The 22,436-nt window shown below is 64.6% G+C and carries 22 protein-coding genes and 1 tRNA gene; 15 read left to right on the top strand and 8 right to left on the bottom strand.

Translation table 11 applies throughout. From position 1 onward, the window contains the following. The first annotated feature begins 183 nt into the window (after positions 1 to 183). The 4 genes from NLM32_RS28275 to NLM32_RS28260 all read left to right on the top strand — a co-directional run bounded on the left by NLM32_RS28275 (position 184) and on the right by NLM32_RS28260 (position 4,803). Positions 184 to 1,266 carry a putative zinc-binding metallopeptidase gene (locus NLM32_RS28275; RefSeq protein WP_254132080.1) on the top strand — a complete coding sequence of 361 codons (1,083 nt, stop codon included), beginning with the start codon at positions 184 to 186 and terminating at the stop codon, positions 1,264 to 1,266. Between the two features lie 173 nt (positions 1,267 to 1,439). Further along, complete coding sequence (locus NLM32_RS28270) at positions 1,440 to 3,455, top strand: acetyl/propionyl/methylcrotonyl-CoA carboxylase subunit alpha (RefSeq protein ID WP_254132079.1); 2,016 nt, start codon at positions 1,440 to 1,442, stop codon at positions 3,453 to 3,455. Positions 3,456 to 3,640: 185 nt separating this feature from the next. Beyond that, positions 3,641 to 4,507, top strand: a complete 867-nt coding sequence (locus tag NLM32_RS28265) for an oxaloacetate decarboxylase (RefSeq protein ID WP_254132078.1) — start codon at positions 3,641 to 3,643, stop codon at positions 4,505 to 4,507. After that, positions 4,504 to 4,803, top strand: a complete 300-nt coding sequence (locus NLM32_RS28260) for an acylphosphatase (protein ID WP_254132077.1) — start codon at positions 4,504 to 4,506, stop codon at positions 4,801 to 4,803. The genes NLM32_RS28265 and NLM32_RS28260 overlap by 4 nt, the downstream gene beginning before the upstream one ends. A gap of 7 nt (positions 4,804 to 4,810) precedes the next feature. On the opposite strand, the gene NLM32_RS28255 is transcribed toward NLM32_RS28260, so the two are convergent. After that, a complete protein-coding gene (locus NLM32_RS28255; protein WP_254132076.1) occupies positions 4,811 to 6,331 on the bottom strand; it encodes a PAS domain-containing sensor histidine kinase in 1,521 nt (506 codons plus the stop codon). Between the two features lie 152 nt (positions 6,332 to 6,483). On the opposite strand from NLM32_RS28255, the gene NLM32_RS28250 reads away from it, so the two are divergent. The 3 genes from NLM32_RS28250 to NLM32_RS28240 are packed head-to-tail and all read left to right on the top strand — an operon-like array spanning position 6,484 to position 9,156. Next, entirely contained in the window at positions 6,484 to 7,041 is a 558-nt protein-coding gene (locus NLM32_RS28250; RefSeq protein WP_254132075.1) for a GbsR/MarR family transcriptional regulator, read from the top strand. Positions 7,042 to 7,057: 16 nt separating this feature from the next. Continuing rightward, complete coding sequence (locus NLM32_RS28245) at positions 7,058 to 7,723, top strand: DUF4166 domain-containing protein (RefSeq protein WP_254132074.1); 666 nt, start codon at positions 7,058 to 7,060, stop codon at positions 7,721 to 7,723. Further along, positions 7,720 to 9,156 (top strand): TIGR01777 family oxidoreductase, encoded by a 1,437-nt coding sequence (locus tag NLM32_RS28240; RefSeq protein WP_254132073.1) that lies wholly within the window; start codon positions 7,720 to 7,722, stop codon positions 9,154 to 9,156. The genes NLM32_RS28245 and NLM32_RS28240 overlap by 4 nt, the downstream gene beginning before the upstream one ends. Before the next feature lie 416 nt (positions 9,157 to 9,572). Here the strand turns inward: NLM32_RS28240 and NLM32_RS28235 are convergent, their stop codons facing one another. Continuing rightward, entirely contained in the window at positions 9,573 to 10,424 is an 852-nt protein-coding gene (locus NLM32_RS28235; protein WP_254132072.1) for a LysR substrate-binding domain-containing protein, read from the bottom strand. Between the two features lie 111 nt (positions 10,425 to 10,535). On the opposite strand from NLM32_RS28235, the gene NLM32_RS28230 reads away from it, so the two are divergent. After that, complete coding sequence (locus NLM32_RS28230; protein WP_254132071.1) at positions 10,536 to 10,958, top strand: 4-oxalocrotonate tautomerase family protein; 423 nt, start codon at positions 10,536 to 10,538, stop codon at positions 10,956 to 10,958. Positions 10,959 to 11,002: 44 nt separating this feature from the next. Here the strand turns inward: NLM32_RS28230 and NLM32_RS28225 are convergent, their stop codons facing one another. After that, the gene (locus NLM32_RS28225; RefSeq protein ID WP_254132070.1) at positions 11,003 to 11,716 is read right to left on the bottom strand and encodes a DNA helicase; all 714 of its coding nucleotides are present in this window, start codon (positions 11,714 to 11,716) and stop codon (positions 11,003 to 11,005) included. Between the two features lie 196 nt (positions 11,717 to 11,912). Beyond that, positions 11,913 to 12,650: a lipoyl(octanoyl) transferase LipB gene (lipB, locus tag NLM32_RS28220; protein ID WP_254132069.1), complete on the bottom strand. Its 738-nt coding sequence runs from the start codon at positions 12,648 to 12,650 to the stop codon at positions 11,913 to 11,915. Between the two features lie 82 nt (positions 12,651 to 12,732). On the opposite strand from lipB, the gene NLM32_RS28215 reads away from it, so the two are divergent. Both NLM32_RS28215 and NLM32_RS28210 read left to right on the top strand, forming a co-directional pair. Further along, complete coding sequence (locus NLM32_RS28215; protein WP_008141759.1) at positions 12,733 to 12,975, top strand: FliM/FliN family flagellar motor switch protein; 243 nt, start codon at positions 12,733 to 12,735, stop codon at positions 12,973 to 12,975. Between the two features lie 141 nt (positions 12,976 to 13,116). Then, positions 13,117 to 13,201, top strand: a tRNA-Leu gene (locus NLM32_RS28210). A 488-nt stretch (positions 13,202 to 13,689) separates the two neighbouring features. Here NLM32_RS28210 and NLM32_RS28205 read toward each other — a convergent pair. Continuing rightward, entirely contained in the window at positions 13,690 to 13,947 is a 258-nt protein-coding gene (locus NLM32_RS28205; RefSeq protein ID WP_254132068.1) for a hypothetical protein, read from the bottom strand. 226 nt (positions 13,948 to 14,173) lie between these two features. Between NLM32_RS28205 and NLM32_RS28200 the strand changes: the two genes are divergently transcribed. Further along, positions 14,174 to 14,548, top strand: coding sequence for a hypothetical protein (locus NLM32_RS28200; RefSeq protein ID WP_254132067.1), 375 nt, complete (start codon positions 14,174 to 14,176; stop codon positions 14,546 to 14,548). Positions 14,549 to 14,668: 120 nt separating this feature from the next. Here the strand turns inward: NLM32_RS28200 and NLM32_RS28195 are convergent, their stop codons facing one another. Continuing rightward, positions 14,669 to 15,925 (bottom strand): polysaccharide deacetylase family protein, encoded by a 1,257-nt coding sequence (locus tag NLM32_RS28195; RefSeq protein WP_254132066.1) that lies wholly within the window; start codon positions 15,923 to 15,925, stop codon positions 14,669 to 14,671. A 163-nt stretch (positions 15,926 to 16,088) separates the two neighbouring features. Further along, on the bottom strand, positions 16,089 to 16,895 hold the full coding sequence (locus NLM32_RS28190; RefSeq protein ID WP_254132065.1) for a polysaccharide deacetylase family protein: 807 nt from the start codon (positions 16,893 to 16,895) through the stop codon (positions 16,089 to 16,091). Positions 16,896 to 16,972: 77 nt separating this feature from the next. On the opposite strand from NLM32_RS28190, the gene mgtE reads away from it, so the two are divergent. The 4 genes from mgtE (at position 16,973) to NLM32_RS28170 (ending at position 20,793) form a co-directional block, all read left to right on the top strand. Continuing rightward, a complete protein-coding gene (mgtE, locus tag NLM32_RS28185; RefSeq protein ID WP_254132064.1) occupies positions 16,973 to 18,394 on the top strand; it encodes a magnesium transporter in 1,422 nt (473 codons plus the stop codon). A gap of 210 nt (positions 18,395 to 18,604) precedes the next feature. Then, positions 18,605 to 18,916, top strand: a complete 312-nt coding sequence (locus NLM32_RS28180) for a DNA-binding transcriptional regulator (RefSeq protein WP_254132063.1) — start codon at positions 18,605 to 18,607, stop codon at positions 18,914 to 18,916. A gap of 109 nt (positions 18,917 to 19,025) precedes the next feature. Beyond that, positions 19,026 to 19,844, top strand: a complete 819-nt coding sequence (locus NLM32_RS28175) for an aldo/keto reductase (RefSeq protein WP_254132062.1) — start codon at positions 19,026 to 19,028, stop codon at positions 19,842 to 19,844. 49 nt (positions 19,845 to 19,893) lie between these two features. Beyond that, positions 19,894 to 20,793 carry a hypothetical protein gene (locus NLM32_RS28170; RefSeq protein ID WP_254132061.1) on the top strand — a complete coding sequence of 300 codons (900 nt, stop codon included), beginning with the start codon at positions 19,894 to 19,896 and terminating at the stop codon, positions 20,791 to 20,793. Between the two features lie 34 nt (positions 20,794 to 20,827). Here the strand turns inward: NLM32_RS28170 and NLM32_RS28165 are convergent, their stop codons facing one another. Then, the gene (locus NLM32_RS28165; RefSeq protein ID WP_254132060.1) at positions 20,828 to 22,426 is read right to left on the bottom strand and encodes a hypothetical protein; all 1,599 of its coding nucleotides are present in this window, start codon (positions 22,424 to 22,426) and stop codon (positions 20,828 to 20,830) included. Between the last annotated feature and the right edge of the window lie 10 nt (positions 22,427 to 22,436).

Below are 22,436 nucleotides of genomic sequence, written 5' to 3'. Positions count from 1 at the left end.
CGATAGCCATTGCTCAAAAGGGAATTGATCGGGAAACGCCCACCGAACGATGTTTGGCGGGTATGAACGAACGCGGGGTCTGGTTATTTGTTCCTGATATTGGAACGACCGGCCGTCGGCCCGCGTATCTGCGAGGCGTCACAACTGATATTCGTAAGGCTCCCTTTCCCGAGAGGCTAAACCTTGAAGCTCTTTGTCTGCCAGGCCTGCGGCAATGTTCTCTATTTCGAGAACCGCGCCTGCGAACGTTGCGGTCACCGGGTCGCCTTCCTGCCGGAGAAGGAGACGATGTCGGCGATCGAGCCGGACGGCGAGGGCTGGAAGACGCTGGCCGACAAGGGCGAACGCCGCATGCTCTGCAGCAATGCCGAGTATGACGCCTGCAACTGGCTGACCGATGCCGGCGATACCACCGGCTATTGCCGCGCCTGCCGCCACAACGGCATCGTGCCCGATCTGTCAGATCCCGTGCAGCTCGTCGGCTGGCGCGAGCTGGAGGTGGCGAAGCACCGGCTATTCTATTCCCTGATCCGGTGGAAGCTGCCGCTCCAGACCCGGCAGGAGAACCCCGAGCACGGCCTGATCTTCAATTTCCTCGCCGATGATCCCAACAGCGGCCAGAAAATCCTGACCGGCCATGATAATGGCCTGATCACGATCGCGCTGACCGAGACCGATACGATCGAGCGTGAGCGGCGCAGGCTGGAAATGGGCGAGCCCTATCGCACGCTGCTCGGGCATTTCCGGCACGAGGTCGGTCACTATTTCTGGGACGTACTGGTGCGCGACGGCGGCAAACTGGATGAGTGCCGCGCGGTGTTCGGCGACGATTCCGTTGACTACGGCGAGGCCCTGCAGCGCCACTATGCCGAAGGCGCGCCGCCGGACTGGCAGCAGAATTTCGTCTCGGCCTATGCGACGATGCACCCCTGGGAAGATTTCGCCGAGACCTGGGCGCATTACCTCCACATCATCGATACGCTGGAGATGGCTTCAGAGTTCGGCATGGAGGTGCGGCCCAAGGTCGATCGTGACGGGGAGTTGTCGACGCGGATCCGGTTCAACCCCTACGAGGCGAGAGGCGTCGAGGCGATCGTCGACGCATGGCTGCCCTTCACCTTCGCCATGAACAGCGTCAACCGCGCCATGGGCCTGCACGACCTTTATCCCTTCATTCTCTCGCCCGCGGTGGTGACGAAACTGGGCTTCATTCACAGCCTTGTCCGGGACGTGGCCAAGGATAGGGCCAAGGCCGGGAAGCCCTAGGTCATCCAAGGGGTTCGCCAGGCCCGATCGGTCTTGCGCTGGTACGCCAGCGGGGCCGGATTTAGACCGTTGCCTCCGGCCCATTTTGATGTACCACGGGAGCCACACGGCCCGTTCCATAGGCCCCAACGGCCAGGGATGGGTCCCGCCCAAGGTCGAGACTCAAGAAAAGCATGTTCAAACGCATTCTGATCGCCAACCGCGGCGAAATCGCCTGCCGGGTCATCAAGTCCGCCCGCAAGATGGGAATTCAGACGGTTGCCGTCTATTCCGAGGCCGACCGCGACGCCCTCCATGTCGAGATGGCCGACGAGGCCGTGCTGATCGGCCCGCCGGCCGCGGCCGAGAGCTATCTGGTGATCGAGAAGATCGTCGAGGCGTGCAAAAAGACCGGCGCCGAGGCCGTGCATCCCGGCTACGGCTTCCTGTCCGAGCGCGAGGCGTTTCCGCGCGCGCTGGAGGCCGCCGGCATCGTCTTCATCGGCCCGAACCCCGGCGCGATCGCCGCGATGGGCGACAAGATCGAATCCAAGAAGGCGGCTGCGAAAGCCAAGGTCTCGACCGTGCCTGGATATCTCGGCGTCATCGAGGACGACAAGCACGCGGTCAAGATCGCCGACGAGATCGGCTATCCCGTGATGATCAAGGCCTCCGCCGGCGGTGGCGGCAAGGGCATGCGCATCGCCCATTCGAAGGCCGAGGTCGCGGAAGGTTTCAATCTCGCCAAGGCCGAAGCCAAGGCCTCGTTCGGCGATGACCGCGTCTTCGTCGAGAAGTTCATCGTCGATCCCCGCCACATCGAGATCCAGGTGCTGGGCGACAAGCACGGCAACGTGATCTATCTCGGCGAGCGCGAATGCTCGATCCAGCGTCGCAACCAGAAGGTCATCGAGGAGGCGCCGTCGCCGCTGCTCGACGAAGCCACCCGCCGCAAGATGGGCGAGCAGGCGGTCGCGCTGGCCAAGGCCGTGAACTACGATTCCGCCGGCACTGTCGAGTTCGTCGCAGGCCAGGACAAGAGCTTCTACTTCCTGGAGATGAACACGCGCCTCCAGGTCGAGCATCCCGTCACCGAGCTCGTCACCGGCGTCGATCTCGTCGAGCAGATGATCCGCGTGGCCGCCGGCGAGAAGCTTGCGCTCACCCAGAAGGACGTCACGCTCACCGGCTGGGCGGTGGAATCGCGTCTCTACGCCGAGGACCCGTTCCGCAACTTCCTGCCCTCGATCGGGCGGCTGGTGAAATATCGCCCGCCGGCGGAGCTAAGCAAGGACGGCATCACCGTGCGCAACGACACCGGCGTGCAGGAAGGCGGCGAGATCTCGATCCATTACGATCCGATGATCGCCAAGCTCGTCACGCATGCGCCGTCGCGCGCCGCGGCGATCGAGGCGCAGGCGACCGCGCTGGATTCGTTCTATGTCGACGGCATCCGCCACAACATTCCGTTCCTGTCGGCGCTGATGCATCATCCGCGCTGGCGCGAGGGCAATTTGTCGACTGGTTTCATCGCGGAAGAGTTCCCCAAGGGCTTTTCCGTGCGCGTGCCCGAAGGCGAGGTTGCGCGTCGCATCGCCGCGGTCGGCGCCGCCATCGATCACGTGCTCGGTGAGCGGAAGCGGCAGATCTCCGGCCAGATGGGCGGACGGATCGTGCAGCGCGAGCGTCGTCGCGCGGTGTGGCTCGACCGCCAGGAGATCTTGCTCGAGGTTGCCCGCGAGGGCGACGCGATCGCGATCCGCTTCATCGACGCCGATGGCAAAGCCGGCAATGCGCATCTGCTGCAGTCGGCGTGGAAGCCGGGCGATCCGGTCTGGCAGGGCACCATCGACGGCCACTTCATCGCGGTACAGGCGCGCCCGATCGCCAACGGCATCCGTCTCGCACATCAGGGCGTCGAGGTGCCGGTCTATGTCTGGACCGAAGCGGAAGCGGCCTCGGCGCGGCTGATGCCGGTGACGACGGCGTCCGACAGCGGCAAGAAGCTGCTGTGTCCGATGCCCGGCCTCATCGTCTCGATCGCAGTGACCGAAGGGCAGGAGGTCAAGGCCGGCGAGACGCTGGCCGTGGTCGAAGCCATGAAGATGCAGAACGTGCTCCGCGCCGAGCAGGACGGCACCGTGAAGAAGATCCACGCCAGCGCCGGCGCGACGCTCGCGGTGGACGCGCTGATTTTGGAGTTTGCGTAAGGGTCTCTGTGTCGTCCCGGCGAAGGCCGGGACCCATACCGCGTGATCTATCGGTAAAGTGCGGTGTCAGCGGCGTTGGAATATCTCTGGCGACCAGCCTTCGCCGAACTCCTTCCTGGGGCTATGGGTCCCGGCCTTCGCCGGGACGACGCTGGGGATGCATTCCGACTGAGAGAGACAGCACCATGGCCTTTCGTTCCCGCCGCGAGAAACTTCGTTCCATCCTGTCCGGCACGGCTTGCGTCCATCCCGGCTCGGTCTATGACGCGATCTCGATCCGCATTGCCGAGGATCTCGGTTTTCCGCTCGGCATGTTCGGCGGTTCGGTGGCCTCGCTTGCCGTGCTCGGCGATCCCGATGTCACCCTGATCACGCTCACAGAGCTCGCCGAGCAGATGCGGCGGATGTCGCGTGCCGCCGCGCTGCCGGTGCTGGTCGATGCCGATCACGGCTATGGCAATGCGCTCAACGTGCGCCGCACGGTGCAGGAGCTCGAGACGGCAGGGGCGGCCGGTCTCACCATCGAGGACACGTTGCTGCCCGCAGCTTTCGGTGAAGCGAAGGCGCAGCTGATCTCCCTGGAGGAGGGGGTCGGCAAGATGAAGGCTGCGCTCGATGGCCGTGGCGATCCCACACTGGTCATCATGGGCCGCACCGGAGCTGCCTCGATTACCTCGATCGAGGACGCGATCCGCCGCGCCAGGGCCTATGAAGCCACCGGCGTCGATGCGCTGTTCTTCACTGGCATCAAGTCGCGCGCCGAGCTCGAAGCCATCGTATCCGCAACGCGCCTGCCGATCGTGCTTGGCGGGGCGCCGGACGAATTGAACGCGGTCGACTATCTTGCCAGCCAACGCGTCCGCATCGCCCTTCAGGGCCACGCGCCGATCGCGGCCGCAACGCAAGCCGTCTACGACGTCCAGAAGGCATTGCGAGAGGGCACGGCGCCGAAAGCGCTGAAGGGACTGCCGTCAGCGGAGCTGACCAATCGCGTCACGCGAGAAGCCGAGGTAAAAGCGCGTAGCGCCGACCTTCTCGGATTGAAAAAATGAGCCGGGCGATTCTCCAGGTCATGATCCGCGGCCGCGTGCAGGGCGTCGGTTACCGGGCCTGGGTCGAATACCAGGCGACGGCGAGCGGCCTCGAAGGCTGGGTCCGCAACCGCCGCGATGGCAGCGTGGAAGCGCTGTTCGCGGGAGCGCCGACGCACGTTGCCGACATGGTGGCGCTGTGCCGCCACGGTCCGCCGTCATCGCGGGTGGACAGCGTGACGAGTGAAACGGCCAGTGTGGATGAATTGAATCTGCGCAGGGCAGGGGAATCGTTTTCGGTTCTGGCGACGGTGTAGCCGTCCATTACCTTGGCAGCTTCGAGATCGCCTCGCTGAGCTCGTGAATCTCGTACGGTTTGCGCAGGATCGGGAAATCGCCGCGCACACCGGCGGCAGCTTCGCTGTAGCCGCTGGCGAGCAGGATAGGCAGTTCGGGGTGGACCTCGCGGAGGTGATGGGCAAGGCCGAGCCCATCCATCTTGCCCGGCATGACGATGTCGGAGAATACGAAGTCGACGCCGTTGTGCTCGAGCTCGCGCAGCGCGGCCTCTGCGTCGGCAACCCGGCGCACGCGGTAGCCGAGCTGCTCCAGCAAGCCGATGCTGACGATGGCGACATCAGGATTGTCCTCGACCAGCAGCACCGTGCCGCTGCCGCGCATCGGCGCGGGCTCAGGCGCCTCGCGCGGTGTGGCTCCGGTCTCTCGCGGCAGCAGGATGGTGAAGGTCGTGCCCTTGCCGAGCTCGCTTGCGACCTTGACCGTGCCGCCGGCCTGATGCGCAAAGCCGTGCACTTGTGACAGGCCGAGGCCCGTTCCTTTCCCGACCGGTTTGGTCGTGAAGAACGGTTCGAAGATCTTGTCGACGACGTCGGAGGGGATGCCGAGCCCGGTGTCGGCAACCGTGATCGCGACGAATTCGCCGCTGTGGAGCGGATCGTTCAGCACGACGTTGTGCGCGCCGATCGTCACCGTGCCGCCGTCGGGCATGGCATCGCGGGCGTTGATGACGAGATTGAGCAGCCCCGTCTCGAGTTCGGAGACGTCGGCCCGGACTGGCCAGACCTCGCGATCGATGTCGAAGGCGAGACGAACCGCGCTGCCAAGGCCGGCGCTGAGAACCTCGCGGATCGCCTCGATGCGGTCGCCGAAATGGATTGCCTGCGGGTTGACGCTCTGGCGTCTTGCGAAAGTCAAAAGCTGTCCGGTCAGCGCGGCGCCGCGCTTGGTGGCGGTCTCGATCGCCAGGACTGCGCGCTGAAACTTGGAATCGTCGGGGTCGCCCTTCTTCAGAATGTGAAGGCTGCCGCTGATGATCATCAGCAGATTGTTGAAGTCGTGTGCGACCCCGCCGGTGAGCTGGCCGAGCGCATCGAACTTCTGCGACTCGGCGAGCTGCGTCTGCATTGCCTCGAGCTTGACCTGCGTGTTGCGGCGCTCGGTGATGTCGCGGGTGATCTTGGCGAAGCCGACGAGGTTGCCGTCCTCATAGATCGGGTCGATCACGACGCTCGCCCAGAAAAAGGTGCCGTCCTTGCGGACCCGCCAGCCTTCCTCCTCGTAGCGGCCCTGGTCCCGCGCGATGCCGAGCGCACGGGCAGGCTTGCCGTTGGCACGGTCGGTCTCGGTATAGAAGCGCGAGAAATGCTGTCCGAGGATCTCCTCGGGCGAATAGCCCTTGATTCGCTCGCCGCCGATGTTCCAGCTGGTGATGATGCCGGTGGGGTCGAGCATGTAGAGCGCGTAATCCGCGACTCCTTCCACCAACAGCCGGAAACTCCGCTCGCTCTCGAACAAGTCTCTCTGTTGACTGGACTTTTTGAACATTCCGGACCCCGCCTTAACGGGTGCAAACGCTCCAGAAGGCGTTTGGTTCCCGTTGCTCGGATGTTTTTTAGGCAAATACGACCACCGGTATGCACGTTGCAAGCCGTCGTTCGGCACTTGACACGCAATCGCATTCGTCAGATATTTCTGTTATGACAGAAATAACCGGAAAGAAGAAACTCCCAGCCGCCGTCGAGCGCTTCATCCTGCATTGGGGCGACATGGGGGATCAGTGGGGCGTCAACCGCTCGGTCAGCCAGATCCACGGGCTGCTCTATCTTGCCGAAGCGCCGATGACGGCCGAGGACATTGCCGAAACGCTCGGCATGGCGCGCTCCAACGTCTCCAATTCGCTGAAGGAGTTGCTCGCCTGGAACCTGATCCGGCGGGTGCCGATCCTCGGCGATCGCCGCGATCATTACGAGGCCGAGACCGACATCTGGGAGGTTGCGGCGAGGATTGCGGCGCGGCGCAAGGAGCGGGAGCTCGATCCGGCGATCACGGCGCTGCGGGCCTGCGTGACCGATGCTGCCGACGATCCAACCATCAATCCGGTCGCGAGCAAACGGCTGAAGGAGATGCTCGCCTTCACCGAGCTCGCCGACCACTGGTTCATGCAGATGCTGAAAGTGCCGCGGCCGCGGCTGGTGGCCCTGATGCGGCTTGGCGAGAAGATCGCCAACCTGCTGCCGCTGGGCAAGGCCAAATAGTTCCGAGGAGGGTGTGATGACGTCGGCGAGATTATCAGGCTCCAACGCAACTCCCTCCGCTCACATCAAACTGCTCGACGACCGCCGTTTCCGCGCGCTGTTGTCGGATGAGGATTGGGGCCGGCTGCCGCTCGCAACCTGGCGGCGCTTTTCCAAGCGCGTCGCTGACGGCGACAGCGTGGTCTATGTCGGGGTCGTCGACGAGGTCTCCTTCAGCGACATCGGCTGGTGGTTTGCGCAGGCCGCGCGCCTGATCGGCGGGCCATTGCCGACCGGCCGCGACATCGGCGTGCCGATGATCGTGACCGTGACCGAGGATGGCGCCACCGGCGGCCAGACCTGGACCCGCATTTGCGCGCGCAAGCGCGGCTTTCCGCAGGTGATCCATTCCGCCAAGCGTTTCGCCGGCCCGACCGGGCTCGAGGAATATGTCGGCTTCGGCGTCTCGATGGCGCTGCGTATCGCGGTTGAAGGCGAGGCGCTGACTTTCCGCAGCGCTGCTTATGGACTGCAACTCGGAAGGCTGTGGATTCCGCTGCCCCAATGGCTCACGCCGGGCGACCTCACGGTGACGCATTCCGATCTCGGCGAGGGCGCGTTCCGCTTCACCCTCGATGTCATTCATCCGCGTTACGGCGCGCTGATCCACCAGTCCGCCGTGTTCAGGGAGGCCGTGTCATGACCCCGCTCTTGTGGACGCTCATCGCCATCCAGATCGTGATGGGTGTGTTCGACACCTTCTATCATCACGAATTCACCGAGCGCCTCGCCTGGCGTCCGTCGCAGCGCTTCGAGCTGAAGCTGCACGGCATCCGCAATATGCTCTACGCGCTGCTGTTCCTGCTGCTCGGGTGGCTCGAGGTCTACGGCGTGCTGGCGCTGGCGATCGTCGCGGTGCTCGTCGCCGAGATCGTCATCACGCTGATGGATTTCGTCGAGGAGGATCTGAGCCGGAAACTGCCGCCGAGCGAACGGATCAATCACACGCTGCTCGCGATCAATTACGGTGCGATTCTCGTGCTGCTGCTGCCCGTGCTGATCGATTGGGCGATGCAGCCGTTCGGCGTGAAGGTCGTGCATCAGGGCTTGCTCAGCTTCGCCGCGACTGCCTGCGCGGTTGGTGCAGCGCTCTGCGGCGTCAGGGATTTTGCCGCGATGCGTCGGCTCAGCCGGATGAAGAGCGTGCCTGCGCAAGGACTCGTTGAGAAGATCTCCGGCCGCAAGACCGTGCTGATCACCGGCGCCACCGGGTTCATCGGCAGCCGCCTCGCGGCGAGTCTCGGTGGGGCAGGGCATCACGTCATCGCGCTGATCCGCAACCCCGCCAAGGCCGAGATGCTGCCGCCGCCGGTGACGCTGATCACCAGCCTCAATCAGCTTGCGCCGGACACGCCAATCGACGCCATCGTCAATCTCGCCGGCGAGCCGATCGGCAACGGCCTGTGGACCGAGGCGAAGCGCGCCAAGATCATCGGCTCACGCGTCGACATGACCGGTGATGTCGTCAAGCTGATAGCGCGACTCGAGCGCAAGCCCGAGGTGCTCGTCAGCGGCTCTGCGATCGGCTGGTATGGCCTGTGGGCCGACCAGGTGCTGACGGAGTCGGCGAAATCTCACGCCTGCTTCAGCCACGAGCTGTGCGCAGCCTGGGAGAGTGCGGCGCGGCCGGCGGAAGAGCTCGGCGTGCGCGTGGTCAATTTGCGTATCGGCCTCGTGCTGGGCACGGAAGGCGGCTTCATCACGCGTATGCTGACGCCGTTCGAGTTCGGCCTCGGTGGTCCCATCGGCACCGGGCGGCAGTGGATGTCCTGGATCGAGCGCGACGATCTGATCAGGCTGATCGCCTATGTGATGGCAACGCCCGATCTCGCCGGTCCCGTCAACGCCACCGCGCCGATCCCCGTCACCAACGCAAAGTTCACGGAAGAACTCGGTCGCCGTTTGCACCGGCCCGCGGTGTTCCGCATTCCCGGCGGCCTGCTGCGCCGGATCGGCGGCGGCTTTGCCGACGAGCTCCTGCTCGGCGGTCAGCGCGTGCTGCCGAACAAGGCGCTGAGCCGCGGCTTTGTGTTTCGGCACGAGACACTGCGCAGCGCGTTCGAGGCGATCCTGTGAGGTAACGTCATGGCCTGCGCTGCATGTCCCCGTGTTACGAGCGGCTGGTTTCGTGGATGCTTGACGGCAACTTTTGCATTGGACTCGGTTATGCTCGCAGTCCGGCTCTGGTTGGAGCAATCCCTAAGCGCTGTTCCTTCCATGGTTGTGGGGTTCCCGTTCACCCTCGTTCTCGTGTGTTTGTTCACAGGGCTTCCCGCCGCGCTCTTGATCAGTTTCGCTGAAGCTCTGCGAGTACGCTCGAGGCTGTTCTATATCTCAGGTGGTGCCGCGATTGGAGCGATGAGCGGCGCGCTTATATTTCGAATCCTCCCCCAGCTGAGTGCTTTGTTTGTCGTGGTGGGGGCAATCGCCGGAACGGTCTATTGGTCCATCGCAGGCCGATACGCCGGCGAAGAGCGTGGAGGGTCGAGGCATTAAGTCGCTGCGCTCCGGAACGTCGCCGCTACCGCACGAAGAGCCGCCAGTTTTGCCGGATCGCTGACCTTCGAATGCAGCATCACCTTGGAGCTGCCGAGTTTTGGCAGCTTGTGCGCAGGCCCGATGTCGATGAGCCCAGGAGGCGCAATCCGGCGCGCTAGCGGCGCGATCGCAAGTCCCGCGATCGCGGCCGCGACCACCGCTGTCACGCCGCCGCCGACAAAGCGCTCGCGCCAGGCGACGCCGGCCTTGTCGAGCGCGCGCACGGCGACGGCGCGGACACCGCAGGGCGGGGCGAGCGTCGCAAGTGGCAGCGCTTCGCCCTTCGGTAGCGCGAAGCCTCGCGATGCGAACCAGCCGAACTCGTCCTCGGTGAGTTTTTCGCCGCCGCGGCGGCTGCCTTCCTGACGGACGATCACCGCATCCAGCTCGCCGGCGTCATAGGCATCCTGCATCTCGCGCGAGAAGCCGATGGTGACGGCCAGCGTCAGGTTCGATGACATCGCGTGCAGGCGTTCGAGTAGCGGCACGAGCTCCGGGCCGGCGGCATGATCGGAGATGCCGAGCGAGAGCGATTGCGCGGCCGGTGCCTCGCCCGACAGCGCGCGGTCATGCGCCGCCATCAGCGCGCGGGCGCGATCGAGGAACGTCGCGCCCTCGGCGGTGAGGCGGACGGCGCGCGGCGAGCGTTCGACGAGACGCTTGCCCAGCAAGGTCTCGAGCCGTTGCAGCTTGAGGCTGACGGCCGCCTGCGTCGTGCCGAGTGCCTCGGCGGCGCGGGTAAAGCTCTGGAGGTCGGCGACCAGCAGGAAGGCCTGGACGGTCGCAATGTCGAGTGTGGCTGTCATTATGAACGTTTATCACTGGTATCAGAATAGATAAGATACCAAAATGATGAGGCAAGGTCTAGCTTCTCACCAACGCCGCGCAAACAGCGCAGCTTCTTGAGGAGAACGACAATGCCCCTGATCACCGTGTCCTATACTTCGTCCCGCCAGTCGCCGTCGCTGAAGGCCGACATCGCGAGCGCCGTGTCCGAGCTCACCGCAAAGATCCTGCACAAGGATCCCAAGGTCACCGCCATCATCGTGAAGTCGGTCGATCCGGGTGACTGGTTCGCCGGCGGCAAGTCGCTCGCCGACGAGAAGCTCGCGAGCTACTGGATCGACATCCACATCACCGAAGGCACCAACACCAAGGACGAGAAGGCCGCCTATCTCGCCGCAATGTTCAAGCGCATGGCCGAGATTCTTGGCCCGCTGCATCCCGAGACCTACCTGCACGTCGACGAGGTCAAGGGCGATGCCTACGGCTTCGGCGGCCTGACCCAGGAGCGCCGCTACATCGCCGGCAAGCTCGAGGTGTCGCTGAAGGCGGCGTGAGGATGCGAGCCGCGGGTGAGGGATCTCACCCGCGGCATTTCTTGTCAGCTTGCCGCGCGGAACTGAACCTCGGAATTGTTCAGGAAGCACGTCTTGTCGAACAACCCTAGATCCAGCGGGTTCGGCAGTCTGACATCGCCGAGATCGGGGCAGGGCTTGATCGAAGGATCATAGGAGCGATCGATCTGGGAGATGAAGACGACGATCAGCCCCCTGTCTTGCGCGAAGGATTTGAGCGCGCGCACCTGAACGGTCAGATCGGGGTTTTCCCGCCGCTGGTCGAGCAGTTGCAGATAATCGATCACCACGACCGTCCCGCGGGGGACCGTGGCCATTTGCTTGACGATGTAGTCGGCGCTGATGGCGTCGGAGCAATCGACCTCGAAGAGCTTGTCGAACTCCGCCGGCTCCACGCCGATCGCACGCAAGCGGTCCAGCACGTCTTTCTCGGTGTATTCGAGCGAGAAGAACGCGGCACGATGACCGGACTTCATGGCCTCCACGGCGAGTTCGAGGCTCATCAAGGTCTTGCCCTGACCAGGGCGCGCGCCGACCAGCACCAGATCGCCCGGCCTGAATTGCGGGAACAGTCTGTTGGCAGGCGTCAGTGCGGCGGCTTTCGCAGCAAGCATGCTCCAGGCGGAAAACCCTTCCGTCGTGGCAACGCGATCAAGCGCGTCGTGGAGCGGAATTCCTTCCTCGCGGGAGAGGCGCTTTGCTTTTCGCTTCAGGTGATAGATCGGCGCAGACAATTTCATCGTCAAACCTCCCATTGCGAGCAGATAACGCAATCCCTCCTTATGCCCAGTGCTCGAACAGTCGGTCCGATGGTTTAGTCGCCCGGCATGAGGTCTGCTTTCCCGGCGGAGGGGGGAGGTGTGGGCGGCACCTGAACCAAGCGTAACCGATTCGCGCTCATCGAGACGCGATCGGTGTGCGTCCAACAGGAATGAGTTAGACCGCCACCTCCGGCAGCAGGGCACGGGTCGGCCCGAACAGCTCTTCAAAAGCCTGCCGAAGCGCGACGTCGACATCGGCCAGCGTCACGAGCTGGCCGAGATCGACCAGTGAGGTGACGCCGTAACGGGGATCGGCAACACCACAGGGGACGATGCCGGCGAAATGCGAAAGCTCCGGCTCGACATTGATGGCGATGCCGTGGAACGAGACCCAGCGCTTCAGCCGCACGCCGATCGCCGCGATCTTGTCCTCGTGCTCAGGCCCCTTGTCGGGCCGCTTCACCCAGACGCCGACCCGGTCCTCGCGCCGCTCGCCGCGGACGTTGAAGGCGGCCAGCGTCTTCAGGATCAGTTCCTCCAGGCTCGCGACATAGGCCCGGACGTCCGGCCGGCGCCGCTTGAGGTCGAGCATGATGTAGGCCACCCGCTGGCCCGGGCCGTGATAGGTGAGCTGGCCACCGCGCCCGGTGGCAAAGGTCGGGAATCGGGGATCGAGCAGGTCGGAAGCCTTGCCGGAGGTTCCGGAGGTGTAGAGCGGGGGGTGTTCGAGCAACCAGACCAGCTCCGGCGCCTCGCCCGCCGCAATGGCGGCGACGCGGGCCTCCATGGCGGCCACGGCCTCCGGATAGGGCACGGGCGCGTCCGAGATTCGCCATTCGACGGGTTCGCCGCCTGCGGCGGAAAACGACGTCAAATCGAGCGCTTGGCGGGGGTTTTGGGGCGAATTAACCATTGGCTAACCATAACGTGGTGATGATTGCAGGCGCAAATGCCAAGTCCTTTGGCGTAAGTCTCCAGTTGCGGTGGTGCTGACAGTGCCTACTCTCGACAAAGTCACCGTGGATCTCATGGTCGTCCTCGGGACGACCACCATGCCCATCCATCAAGTATTACGTCTTTCCCGCGGCGCCATCATCGAGCTGGACGCAACCGAGGCCGACGAGGTCAAGGTTCTCGCCAACAATCTGCCCGTGGCCTCCGGCGTCGTGCTGGTCGACCGCAACCGGATCGCGGTCGAGGTCAAGCAGATGCTGCCGCGGACGCAAGGCACGAGATAAGGCCGATAGGGGGCGGGGCAGGAATTTTCCTGCCAAGCTTGTGGAATTCGGGGCCTTAGCAGGCTTGTACCCCACTGATGGATTTGTTAGATCGGCGCCGTTGATCCGGCAGGCCTCAAGCCCTAAGCCGGCATCCCCAAAGCGCTCGTGGCGGAATTGGTAGACGCGCTGCCTTGAGGTGGCAGTGAGTAAAATCGTGGGGGTTCGAGTCCCTCCGAGCGCACCACACTCTCCTGAAATTGTTGAAGTTTTGCGGTCCGTAGGGCGCGCTTTGGCGCGACCTCTCCACAGGCTATCCACAGGGATATACCGGCTTGGCGCACAGGGCCGCCGCCGGTCGGACTGCCGAAGGGGCAGGAATCGCGAAGGGTGGAATGCCATCGCGTTCGCCGGCCGGGGATCCTGACGGCCCGTGCCCACACCGTCACATTTCGGCGCTTTGAGGCGGGTGCCCATGAACGGCTTTTCCAGGACGAGTCCGAAGCGGCTGACGGCGGGCGATATCACGTCGGCGGCCAAGTAGCCGTGCAAGCCGGGATGCTTAGCTCGCCTTGCTGAAAGCGGTCTGCCTCTTTGCGATCGTGGTCCTGAAGGCTTTCAATTCGATTCTCCGCGCGGCATGGCGGCGCCGGTCGCGGCTCAGGTGAAGCCTGAGCCTGAAGGACCGTCGGCAACTCGTTGAAATCGCGCTGGATGGCACCGCTCAATGGGCGGCTAGCCATATTCCTCGCCGATCCCGTATTCCTTGTAGATCTCGAGCGGATCCGTCTCCGGGAACAGGCGGCATTTGGCCTGGGCGAGATGCAGGCTCACCGCGGACGGCTCCTTGCCGTTCGAGAGCAGCTTGCGGATGTCGTCCATATGCGCGCTCGGCTGGTGCTTGGCCTCAAGCTGCTCCAGCGCGACCAGCGCGGTTGCGAGCGCCTCGGTCAGGACCCAGTCGTCGTGGCCCGTGATTCCCTTCTTCGGCATCGGCAGACCCCAATCCGCAAACCTCAGATATGGCAGCGGCAGCAGTCTACCGTAGCTTCGGTCGAATCTCCATCGAGCCGCGGACTGCGCGGACGGGCAGCCCCGCTCTCGCTTGCATTATGGCGGCGCGTGGCTAAAAGGCGGCGGCACGCGGGCGCTGGTATCTTTGTTGAAACAAAATCGGCGTAGACGGGCCTCGCACGACCTCTCTCGGGCTGGAGCCAGCATGGTCTTTCTAAGCTTCGTCTACCGCTTCCTGACCAACTTCGCATTCATGGCGCTGGTCTATTTCAGTCTGAACTTCATGGAAAAGTATCAGAACCGCGCGGTCCTCGCGATCCTGGTGCTGGTCTATAGCGGCATGCGCGCGGCCTCGACGCTCCGCGCCTTCTACTTCTTCCAGAAGATCGAGAAGCTGGAAGCCGAGACCAAGCGCCTGCAGGCGCCGATCAATGACGGCTCGGGCGGAACCAGCGGGCGCAAGCAGATCGTGATGGATGTCGCGCGGCTGCGCCGTGACGGCGAACTCAAATCCTATATGGATTTGTTCTTCCTGGCGTTGATCGTGCTGCTCTGCGTCGCCAACATCATGCGGCAGTGACAGCCTGAAGCTTGATCCGGACAAGTGTGCCGCGGTTTTCCCTCGCGACAAACCCGGAACGCGTTTGCGCGGAGATCATGCTCGAAACAACAACCTGAGGCGCGATGATCTCGTCGCGCTTCAGGCGCGCTTCTTCACGCTGGTGGCGACGCGAGTCGGGCGGGGCGCCGTGGTTTTGGCCTGAGCGGCGCGCTTCGGCGCTGCGTGTGCAGCATGCGCGGTTCGCCGGGCCTGCATCTTGGCCGCCTTGCCTTTGCCCGCACGCGGTGCTTCGGCTGCCATCGCAAGCCGGGTTGCGGCCCGCCGCGACAAGGTCGTCGACAGCAGCACCTCGACCGAGCCCTCGGGGATCGCGAAGAGATCGCGTCCGGGCGCGGGCAGCGTGGCGGCGACATCGTCCTGCGCCCTGGTCTTGTGCGGCAACACCTGCGGCTGAAGCGCGGTCTGAGTGTTGAGATCGGCGAGGCCAGGCGCGGGCAGCGTCGCGGTCTGCGCGAACACGAAGTTCGGCACGGCGGGCCAGCGTGCGATCGGCGTCGTTTCCGTCGGCGGATGCAGCAGCCACTCCACGGCCGTGGTCGGCGTCGCCGGCCGGTCGGCGGTCGCTGGCACCACATGGACGATGCGATAGCCGCGTGCCTTCAGGTCACGGATGATCTTGGGCAGCGCCGCCACGGTGCGCGCCTGGATGTCGTGCAGCAGCAGGATGCCCTTGCCCTTGGCCTCCAGCCGCTGGATCGCGAGCTGGTAGACGCGATCGGACGAGATGTGGCGCCAGTCGTCGGCCGGGAAGTCGGCGCTCCAGACCTGGATGCCGCGCGAGATCAGGAGGTTTTCGACGCCATCGGCGCGCATCAGGCCGGGAATGCGGAAGAACGGCGCGAGCTTGGACGGATCGCTCATCGCAGCCGACGTCCACTCGATGCCGCCGTTGATCTGCGCCTCGGCCTTGTCGAGCGGCATCCGGTCCATTGTCAGCGGATGGTTCATGCTGTGGGTGCCGACGGTGTGGCCCGCCGCGACAAGCTTGCGCACGCCTTCCGGGTTCGCCTTGGCCTGTTCGCCGATGATGAAGAAGGTCGCCTTGATGCACTCGTCGGCGAGGATCTGGAGCACCTGATTGGAATACTTCGGCAGCGGGCCGTCGTCGAAGGTCAGCACCACCTCGTGGTCCTTCAGCGGCAGCGTCTCGCGGTACTGCATGGTGCCGATGCGCGGATGCTCATGCGGATCGACGACGAGCGTGCGGGAGGTGCCGAGCGCGTCCGGATGGCCGGGGCATTCGGCAGCGAAAGCCGCGGGCGATGCCGTGGTCAGGAACCCCAGAAACAGGACGGTCCACGATCGCGTCCGAAAAACAACGCTACTGCCGATCATGAAGCTCGTAAGTCCTCGTCTGCGATTGCGCCCATATCCGTAGGTCGGAGACGCCCGGAAACGGTTCAGGCGCAACACCCTCCAATCTTTGCATAGGGTAGCATGAACAGAGTGTTAATAGGGCTCAAATCACCCCATTTTGCACCGGCGTGACATTCCGGCATCAATGCGCGTCGGCGTTCTTCTGTGGTGTATCCGCCGGGACGATATGGACGATGTGAAAGCCGTTTTCCCGCAAAAACCGCAGGAAGGCCGGCATCATCGCCGCGGTACGCGCCTGGGCATCGTGGAACAGGATGATGCCCTTGCCGGCAGCGGTGATGCGGTCGCTGATCAGCTTCAATTCCTGCTCCGGCGTCATGTCGTTCCAGTCGCTGGCCCAGAGATCGGCACCGAACACGACGATGCCGCGCGACTGTAGCAGATCGAGCTGGGCCGGCGTGGACTCGAAATAGGGGAAGCGGAAGAACGGCGTCGACGGCGTCGTCGTTGCGACCCCGTGCAGCGCCATCTCGTCGGTGGCGATGCCGTGGTCGATTTCGTATTTGGCCGCATCGGCCGGGATCCGGCCCATGTATGGATGCGACCAGGTGTGGTGGCCGATGGTGTGACCCTCGCGGGCTATGCGTTTGACCATGTCGGGATGTTCGGCGGCGCTCCGGCCGACCAGGAAGAAGGTCGCGCGCACGCATTCCTGCGCCAGCGCGGCCAACACCTTCGAGGTGGTCTGCGGACGCGGGCCGTCGTCGAAGGTCAGCACCACCTCATGATCAGCGAGCGGCAGCGTCTGCGGAAAACTCTTCAGGCCGACACGCGGCGTGGTCTTGGCATCGACGCTCAGGATCCGCGAAGTGCCGAGCGCATCGCTCCGCGGGCAGTCCGCGGCCTTGATTGAGCCGATCGCGGTGAGGGCGGCAAGAGCTACGCCCATCGTGATCGAGGTCCATTTCGGCCGCTGCATCTTTGCCATTGCGCTCCCGATTACGTTGAGGGTATTGGCTGACCGTCAGCCCAAAATGACCAACCTGTTCAACGGCGAGGCGTTCCATGGATGAACATATCGATGGTGCTGCGCCCGCCGAGACATTGGTACTCGACCACGTCCCGATGCGCAATGAAGAGGGCGAAATTCGGCACGAATTCGTCGAGGAAATCGCCCATGCGATCGAGGCCGGCGACAGCGCTGCGCTGCGGGCCTGCGTCGCCGACCTGCACGAGGCCGATCTCGGCGATCTCATCGCGGCGCTCGCGCCCGACGACCGCGTCCGCCTGGTCGAGCTGACGGGAGCCGATTTCGACTTTTCCGCACTGAACGAGGTCGACGAGACCGTCCGCGAGGAGATCCTCGACGAGCTGCCGCCCGAGACGGTCGCCGAGGGCGTCCGCGAGCTGGAATCCGACGATGCGGTCGAACTGCTCGAAACCCTCGACGAGGAGGAGCAGGAGGAGATCCTCGAGAAGCTGCCGCTGCAGGAGCGCGTCGCCCTCGAACGCAGCCTGCTATATCCGGAAAACTCTGCCGGACGGCGCATGCAGACCGAGTTCATCGCGGTGCCGCAGGATTTCACGGTCGGGCAGGCGATCGACTATATGCGCGACACGCCCGATCTGCCGGACCGCTTCTACGAGATCTATGTCGTCGACAAGGACCGGCACTGGCAGGGCGCGGTTCCCTTGGATGTGCTGCTGCGGGCGCGCCGCCCGGTGCCTCTCACCGAGCTGACCGACGAGGATCGTCGCCGCGTCTCCGTCCTGGAGGATCAGGAGGAGGTGGCGCGCATGTTCGGCAAGTACAACCTCGTCGCGGCACCCGTGCTCGATACCCAGGACCGCCTCGTCGGCGTCATCACCGTCGACGACGTCGTCGACGTCATCGAGGAAGAGGCGGACGAGGACCTCAAGGCGCTCGGCGGTGTCACCAGCGACGAAGAGCTGTCGGACACGTTTCTCACCATCGCGCGCGGCCGCTTCAACTGGCTGTTGATCAATCTGGCCACGGCCTTCCTGGCGTCCTCCGTGCTCGGCCTGTTCGAGGGCCAGCTCGAACAGATGGTGGCGCTCGCCGTGCTGGCGCCGATCGTCGCGAGCCAGGGCGGCAATGCCGCGACCCAGACCATGACGGTCGCGGTGAGGGCGCTCGCGACCCGCGAGCTCGGCTCCTCCAACGCCTGGCGCGTGGTCATCCGCGAGACGCTGGTCGGTCTCATCAACGGCGTGGCCTTCGCCGTGATCACCGGTGTCGCCGCGGTGGCCTGGTTCAAGATCCCCGGCCTCGGTGTCGTCATCGGGCTCGCGATCATCGTGAACCTCGTCGCCGGCGCGCTCGGCGGCATCCTGATCCCGATGGCGCTCGAACGCGTCAGGGCCGATCCGGCGGTGGCGTCGGGCACGTTTGTGACGACGGTGACGGATGTCGTCGGCTTCTTCTCCTTCCTCGGCATCGCCACGCTGTGGTTCGGGTTGAAGTAGGGGGCGCGAACCACGCTCTCGTGTCCCGGGCGCGCTGCAACGCTCTTTGCGTTGCTGCGCAGAACCGGGACCCATGAGGCGACAAACTCCGCGGTCCGATGGGCCCCGGCTCTGCAGCGCATCACTTCGTGCTGCGCAGCGTCCGGGGCACGAGACCATCTTTAATCCCACCTTAAGCGTGCTGCCGCATGATCCCTCCCGCTTGGGGGAATGAGCATGCGGTTGCGGCTGAAGGCGGACGGACGGGTCGTTGAGTTGCGGGACGGGCAAGAGTTTCCCGTCCAGCCGGTCGCGTCTGCAGCCGAGACTCCGGCGGCGGAGGCCGGTTCGCTCGCGGTGCGCGATTTGCGCCGGCGCGCCTGTCTCACCCAGATGGAGTTCGCCGCCAAGCTCGGCGTGCCCGTCGAGACCATCCGCAACTGGGAGCAGGGCAAGCGCGCCCCGCGCGGACCCGCTCGCGCATTGCTGGCCGTGATCGCGCATGCGCCCGACACGGTGTTCCAGGCGCTCGCCAAAGCCTGAACGCCTGACACGAACCTCACGTTAGCATCCTTCGTTGCACTCTGGCGGACCGGGTCCATAATGACGCCGGTGATGACATTTGGGGCTGCCGCAACAGAGAGGATTCCTCATGCTGTTCGTCGAGGCCAATGGCGCGAAAATTCCGGCGGTCGGGCTGGGGACCTGGGAGCTGAGCGGCCGGACTTGCGCGCGCGTGGTCGAGCAGGCGTTGCGGCTCGGCTACCGCCACATCGACACCGCCCAGGTCTACGACAATGAACGCGAGGTCGGCGACGGATTGCGCGCTTCCGGTGTCCGTCGCGACGACATCTTCGTCACGACAAAAGTCTGGACCAACCATTTCGCACCCCACGATCTCGAGCGATCGGTCAAGGAGAGCCTGGTGCGGTTGCGGCTTCCCGCCGTCGACCTGGTGCTGCTGCACTGGCCCAATTCGCATGTGCCGCTGGAGGAGACGCTGGGCGCGCTGGCGCACGCCAAGCGGATGGGCCTGACACGCCACATCGGCGTCTCCAATTTCACGGTGGCGCTGATCGAGCAGGCGGTCGCGCTGTCACCCGAGCCGCTCGTCTGCAACCAGGTCGAATTTCACCCCTACCTCGATCAGGCGAAGGTGAGGGCGGCCTGCGACCGGCATGGGATGGCTCTCGTTGCCTACAGCCCGATCGCCAAGGGACGCATCAAGGCCGACCCGACACTCGCGGGAATCGGTCGCGCCCATCACAAGACACCGGCACAGATCTGCCTACGTTGGCTGGTGCAGCAGAATGTGTCCGCGATTCCCAGAACGTCGCGTGTCGAGCGGCTGTCGGAGAACATCGAGATCTTCGATTTCAAACTCTCGGACGACGAGATGGCGGAGGTCGCCGCGCTTGCCAGCCCCAGGGGCCGCCTGACCGATTTTGGCTTCGCGCCGAAATGGGATTGAGGGGCTGTTCCGGTATGCTAGGAGCAGGTCGGCAACCCAAGATCGGGCGATGGAACGGCGGAAGATCATACGGACGGACATTGCGGCGTCAGCCATCGCGCATCTGACGCTGGTGGCGCTGATCATCGTGATCAGCGAGGTCCATCCGTTTCATTCCGCACCGCCCGAGACCGTCGCGGTCGATATCGTCACGCCGGAGCAGGTGAAGCAGGAGGAGGCCAAGGCGGAGGGAAAGGCCCAACAGGAGGCGAAGGAGAAGCCGCCGGAGCAGCTCCCTGACCTGAAGCTGCCGAAGCTGGACTTCACCGACAAGGACAAGGCGGATGCAGCGCCCAAGCCTGCGGCCAGGGAGAAGGCAGCAGAGAAGGCGGCGCAGCAGGCCGCGCAGGAACCGCAGCAGAAGCAGCCGCAGCCCCAGCCATCGCAAGCGCCACCGCAACAGCCGCCGCCTCAGCCTCAGGCGGCGCAGCCGCCACCTCCGGCGATGCCGCAGCCGCAGGCCGCGCCCCCCGCTTATCGGACGCCGGAGCCTGATGTCACCGTCAAATACGGCGTGATGCTTGGCCTGCCGCCGGCATTGCCGCCCGTGCCGAAAGACGCGCCCAAGGATGACGGCGGCGATGCCAAGGACTCGATCGGGGCCAAGTTGCCGCCCGAGGTCATTGCCGAGCTTCGCCGGCATTTGAGGAGCTGTTCGAAACTTCCGGCCGGGGTTGCACCGACCGATGCCGTTCACATCAGGCTGCGTGCGGTGCTCGCCACCGACGGCACGCTGGCGCGGCCGCCGATCCTGATCGAGGCGCCGCCGTCGACCAAGGGCGTGGCCATCGTGCAATCAGCGATGAGCGCGCTGCAGGCTTGCCAGCCCTACAAGATGTTGCCCGTCGACAAGTACGACGAATGGAAGGTGATGGACCTGTCGTTCGCGCCGCAGGATTTTGGCGGGTAGCGGCGTCCGTGCCGCGTTGCGCGTCGATGACCGGCTACTCCTGCAATTGCAGCTCGAATCCACGAACCGGTGCGAGACACGCAGCACAATATTCCACCCGCACCCCGGCATTGCCCGTGCAGGGCTGACCCACCGCCATCAGGAAGCGCATCGGCTGCGCGATGAAGAAGCTGGATGACTCCACCCGGCAGGTGGCGCGTGACTTCAGCTCATTCGTGAGCGCATGGAGCTTCATGAAATGGCGAGAGGTGTCGGTATAGCCGGCATAGTCGAACAGCTCGAACGGCGGCCGGTCCTCGTCGCGAAAGGCTTCGCGCGCCATCGTCACTTGCGCGTGGATGAAACCGGCGAGCAGCAGCGTTAAGGCAGGCAATTTCCAGCTCGCGCGAAGGCCGTCGATGGCGAGCGCGATCGAAACGAAAAAGAGGAACTGCGGGATGATGTAGTAGCGATCGGCAACGCTCGCGATCGAAAGCCGCAGCGCCGGGAAATAGGCGATCGTCCACAGACAGAACAGCGGCAGCAGGAGCTGCTCCGGCGTGCCCGGTTTGGCGCGGAGGGATCGCAGTGCAGCCGCCGCAAACAATGCGAGCAGCAGCGCCATGCGCATGTGCAGCGCGATCATTTCGATCGGGCCGGGCAGGTAGGAGACGACACGCTCGAGCAGGATCACGCCTGAGACCGTGCCGAAAAAGCTGACATCGCCGATCGGCGACGCTGCGAGCGAGAGCACCACGAAGCCGACGAGGACGACATTTGCAAGCCTTGCGACACGCCGATCGGTCAAGGCTCTGATCGTGTGCGGAAGCAGATGGCCCTCGACATGGACATAGGCACGGGTTGCGAGCGCGATCAGGCCGAGGCCGGCCAGCATCGCCGGCAAGGCCCGGGTCGCGAATGCGCCGTCGCCGACAAAATGCCGTCCGCACAGGACGATCTGGACCAGAAGGTTCAGCTGGCTGATCAGCAGCAGCCTTGCGCTGCTTTCGCCAGGCCATGTGAGCGCGACGAGGAGCGTCGCGGCAGCAAAGGACAGCGCTGCGGCAATGAAGATGGCGTGACTCCAGCACCCCAATGAGAAGGCGAGCAGGAGAAGGAAAAGCCAGCTATGAAGGCTTCGACCTCGCTCCAGCAGATGCGGGAGTGCGAGCAGCACGAGCGCCAGCAGGAAGTTCTGCAGCGCGTTCACCTCCCAGGCGACCCGGCTGTAGAACAGGAACAGCAGCGAGGATCCCATCGCCAGCGCGAAATAGAGCGCGGCCGCGCCGCGCTTCCAGAGGGCGAGCGCGGTCAAGCCCAGGGCGAGGCCATTCAAGATCGCGCCCGCCAGTCGCAGGCTGCCGACGCTCGCCGGGATGATCGAAAAGACCAGGCTCGTAATTTCGGGGAACAGTGATCCGGTATAGCCGTTCATGCCGCGAAGTGTGAACATTCCGCGGGCCTGCTGCTCCAGCGCGCGCAGTCCGACCCAGGCTTCGTCACCGTGCAAGCCGGGGAATGAATTCAGCCGCACCAGGAGGCCGGCTGCAACCATGGCGATGATCGATGCCAGCAGCCCGGCGTAGGCGGCGTTTCCCGATCGTTTCGGCTCGATTGCGGTGTGTGCCGGTGCCGGCCGAAGGTCAGGATGCATCTACGTCCGG

This window comes from Bradyrhizobium sp. CCGUVB14, assembly GCF_024199935.1.
In the GTDB taxonomy this organism is placed as follows: Bacteria; Pseudomonadota; Alphaproteobacteria; order Rhizobiales; family Xanthobacteraceae; genus Bradyrhizobium.
Note: the sequence above shows the minus strand (reverse complement) of the source record. Positions and strands in the feature narration are given on the sequence as shown.

Coding starts and splice junctions, on each gene's coding strand:
- NLM32_RS28270 (WP_254132079.1), top strand. CDS start 1,440: ATGTTCAAACGCATTCTGATCGCCAACCGCGGCGAAATCGCCTGCCGG.
- NLM32_RS28265 (WP_254132078.1), top strand. CDS start 3,641: ATGGCCTTTCGTTCCCGCCGCGAGAAACTTCGTTCCATCCTGTCCGGC.
- NLM32_RS28260 (WP_254132077.1), top strand. CDS start 4,504: ATGAGCCGGGCGATTCTCCAGGTCATGATCCGCGGCCGCGTGCAGGGC.
- NLM32_RS28255 (WP_254132076.1), bottom strand. CDS start 6,331: ATGTTCAAAAAGTCCAGTCAACAGAGAGACTTGTTCGAGAGCGAGCGG.
- NLM32_RS28250 (WP_254132075.1), top strand. CDS start 6,484: ATGACAGAAATAACCGGAAAGAAGAAACTCCCAGCCGCCGTCGAGCGC.
- NLM32_RS28245 (WP_254132074.1), top strand. CDS start 7,058: ATGACGTCGGCGAGATTATCAGGCTCCAACGCAACTCCCTCCGCTCAC.
- NLM32_RS28240 (WP_254132073.1), top strand. CDS start 7,720: ATGACCCCGCTCTTGTGGACGCTCATCGCCATCCAGATCGTGATGGGT.
- NLM32_RS28235 (WP_254132072.1), bottom strand. CDS start 10,424: ATGACAGCCACACTCGACATTGCGACCGTCCAGGCCTTCCTGCTGGTC.
- NLM32_RS28230 (WP_254132071.1), top strand. CDS start 10,536: ATGCCCCTGATCACCGTGTCCTATACTTCGTCCCGCCAGTCGCCGTCG.
- NLM32_RS28225 (WP_254132070.1), bottom strand. CDS start 11,716: ATGAAATTGTCTGCGCCGATCTATCACCTGAAGCGAAAAGCAAAGCGC.
- lipB (WP_254132069.1), bottom strand. CDS start 12,650: ATGGTTAATTCGCCCCAAAACCCCCGCCAAGCGCTCGATTTGACGTCG.
- NLM32_RS28205 (WP_254132068.1), bottom strand. CDS start 13,947: ATGCCGAAGAAGGGAATCACGGGCCACGACGACTGGGTCCTGACCGAG.
- NLM32_RS28200 (WP_254132067.1), top strand. CDS start 14,174: ATGGTCTTTCTAAGCTTCGTCTACCGCTTCCTGACCAACTTCGCATTC.
- NLM32_RS28195 (WP_254132066.1), bottom strand. CDS start 15,925: ATGATCGGCAGTAGCGTTGTTTTTCGGACGCGATCGTGGACCGTCCTG.
- NLM32_RS28190 (WP_254132065.1), bottom strand. CDS start 16,895: ATGGCAAAGATGCAGCGGCCGAAATGGACCTCGATCACGATGGGCGTA.
- mgtE (WP_254132064.1), top strand. CDS start 16,973: ATGGATGAACATATCGATGGTGCTGCGCCCGCCGAGACATTGGTACTC.
- NLM32_RS28180 (WP_254132063.1), top strand. CDS start 18,605: ATGAGCATGCGGTTGCGGCTGAAGGCGGACGGACGGGTCGTTGAGTTG.
- NLM32_RS28175 (WP_254132062.1), top strand. CDS start 19,026: ATGCTGTTCGTCGAGGCCAATGGCGCGAAAATTCCGGCGGTCGGGCTG.
- NLM32_RS28170 (WP_254132061.1), top strand. CDS start 19,894: ATGGAACGGCGGAAGATCATACGGACGGACATTGCGGCGTCAGCCATC.
- NLM32_RS28165 (WP_254132060.1), bottom strand. CDS start 22,426: ATGCATCCTGACCTTCGGCCGGCACCGGCACACACCGCAATCGAGCCG.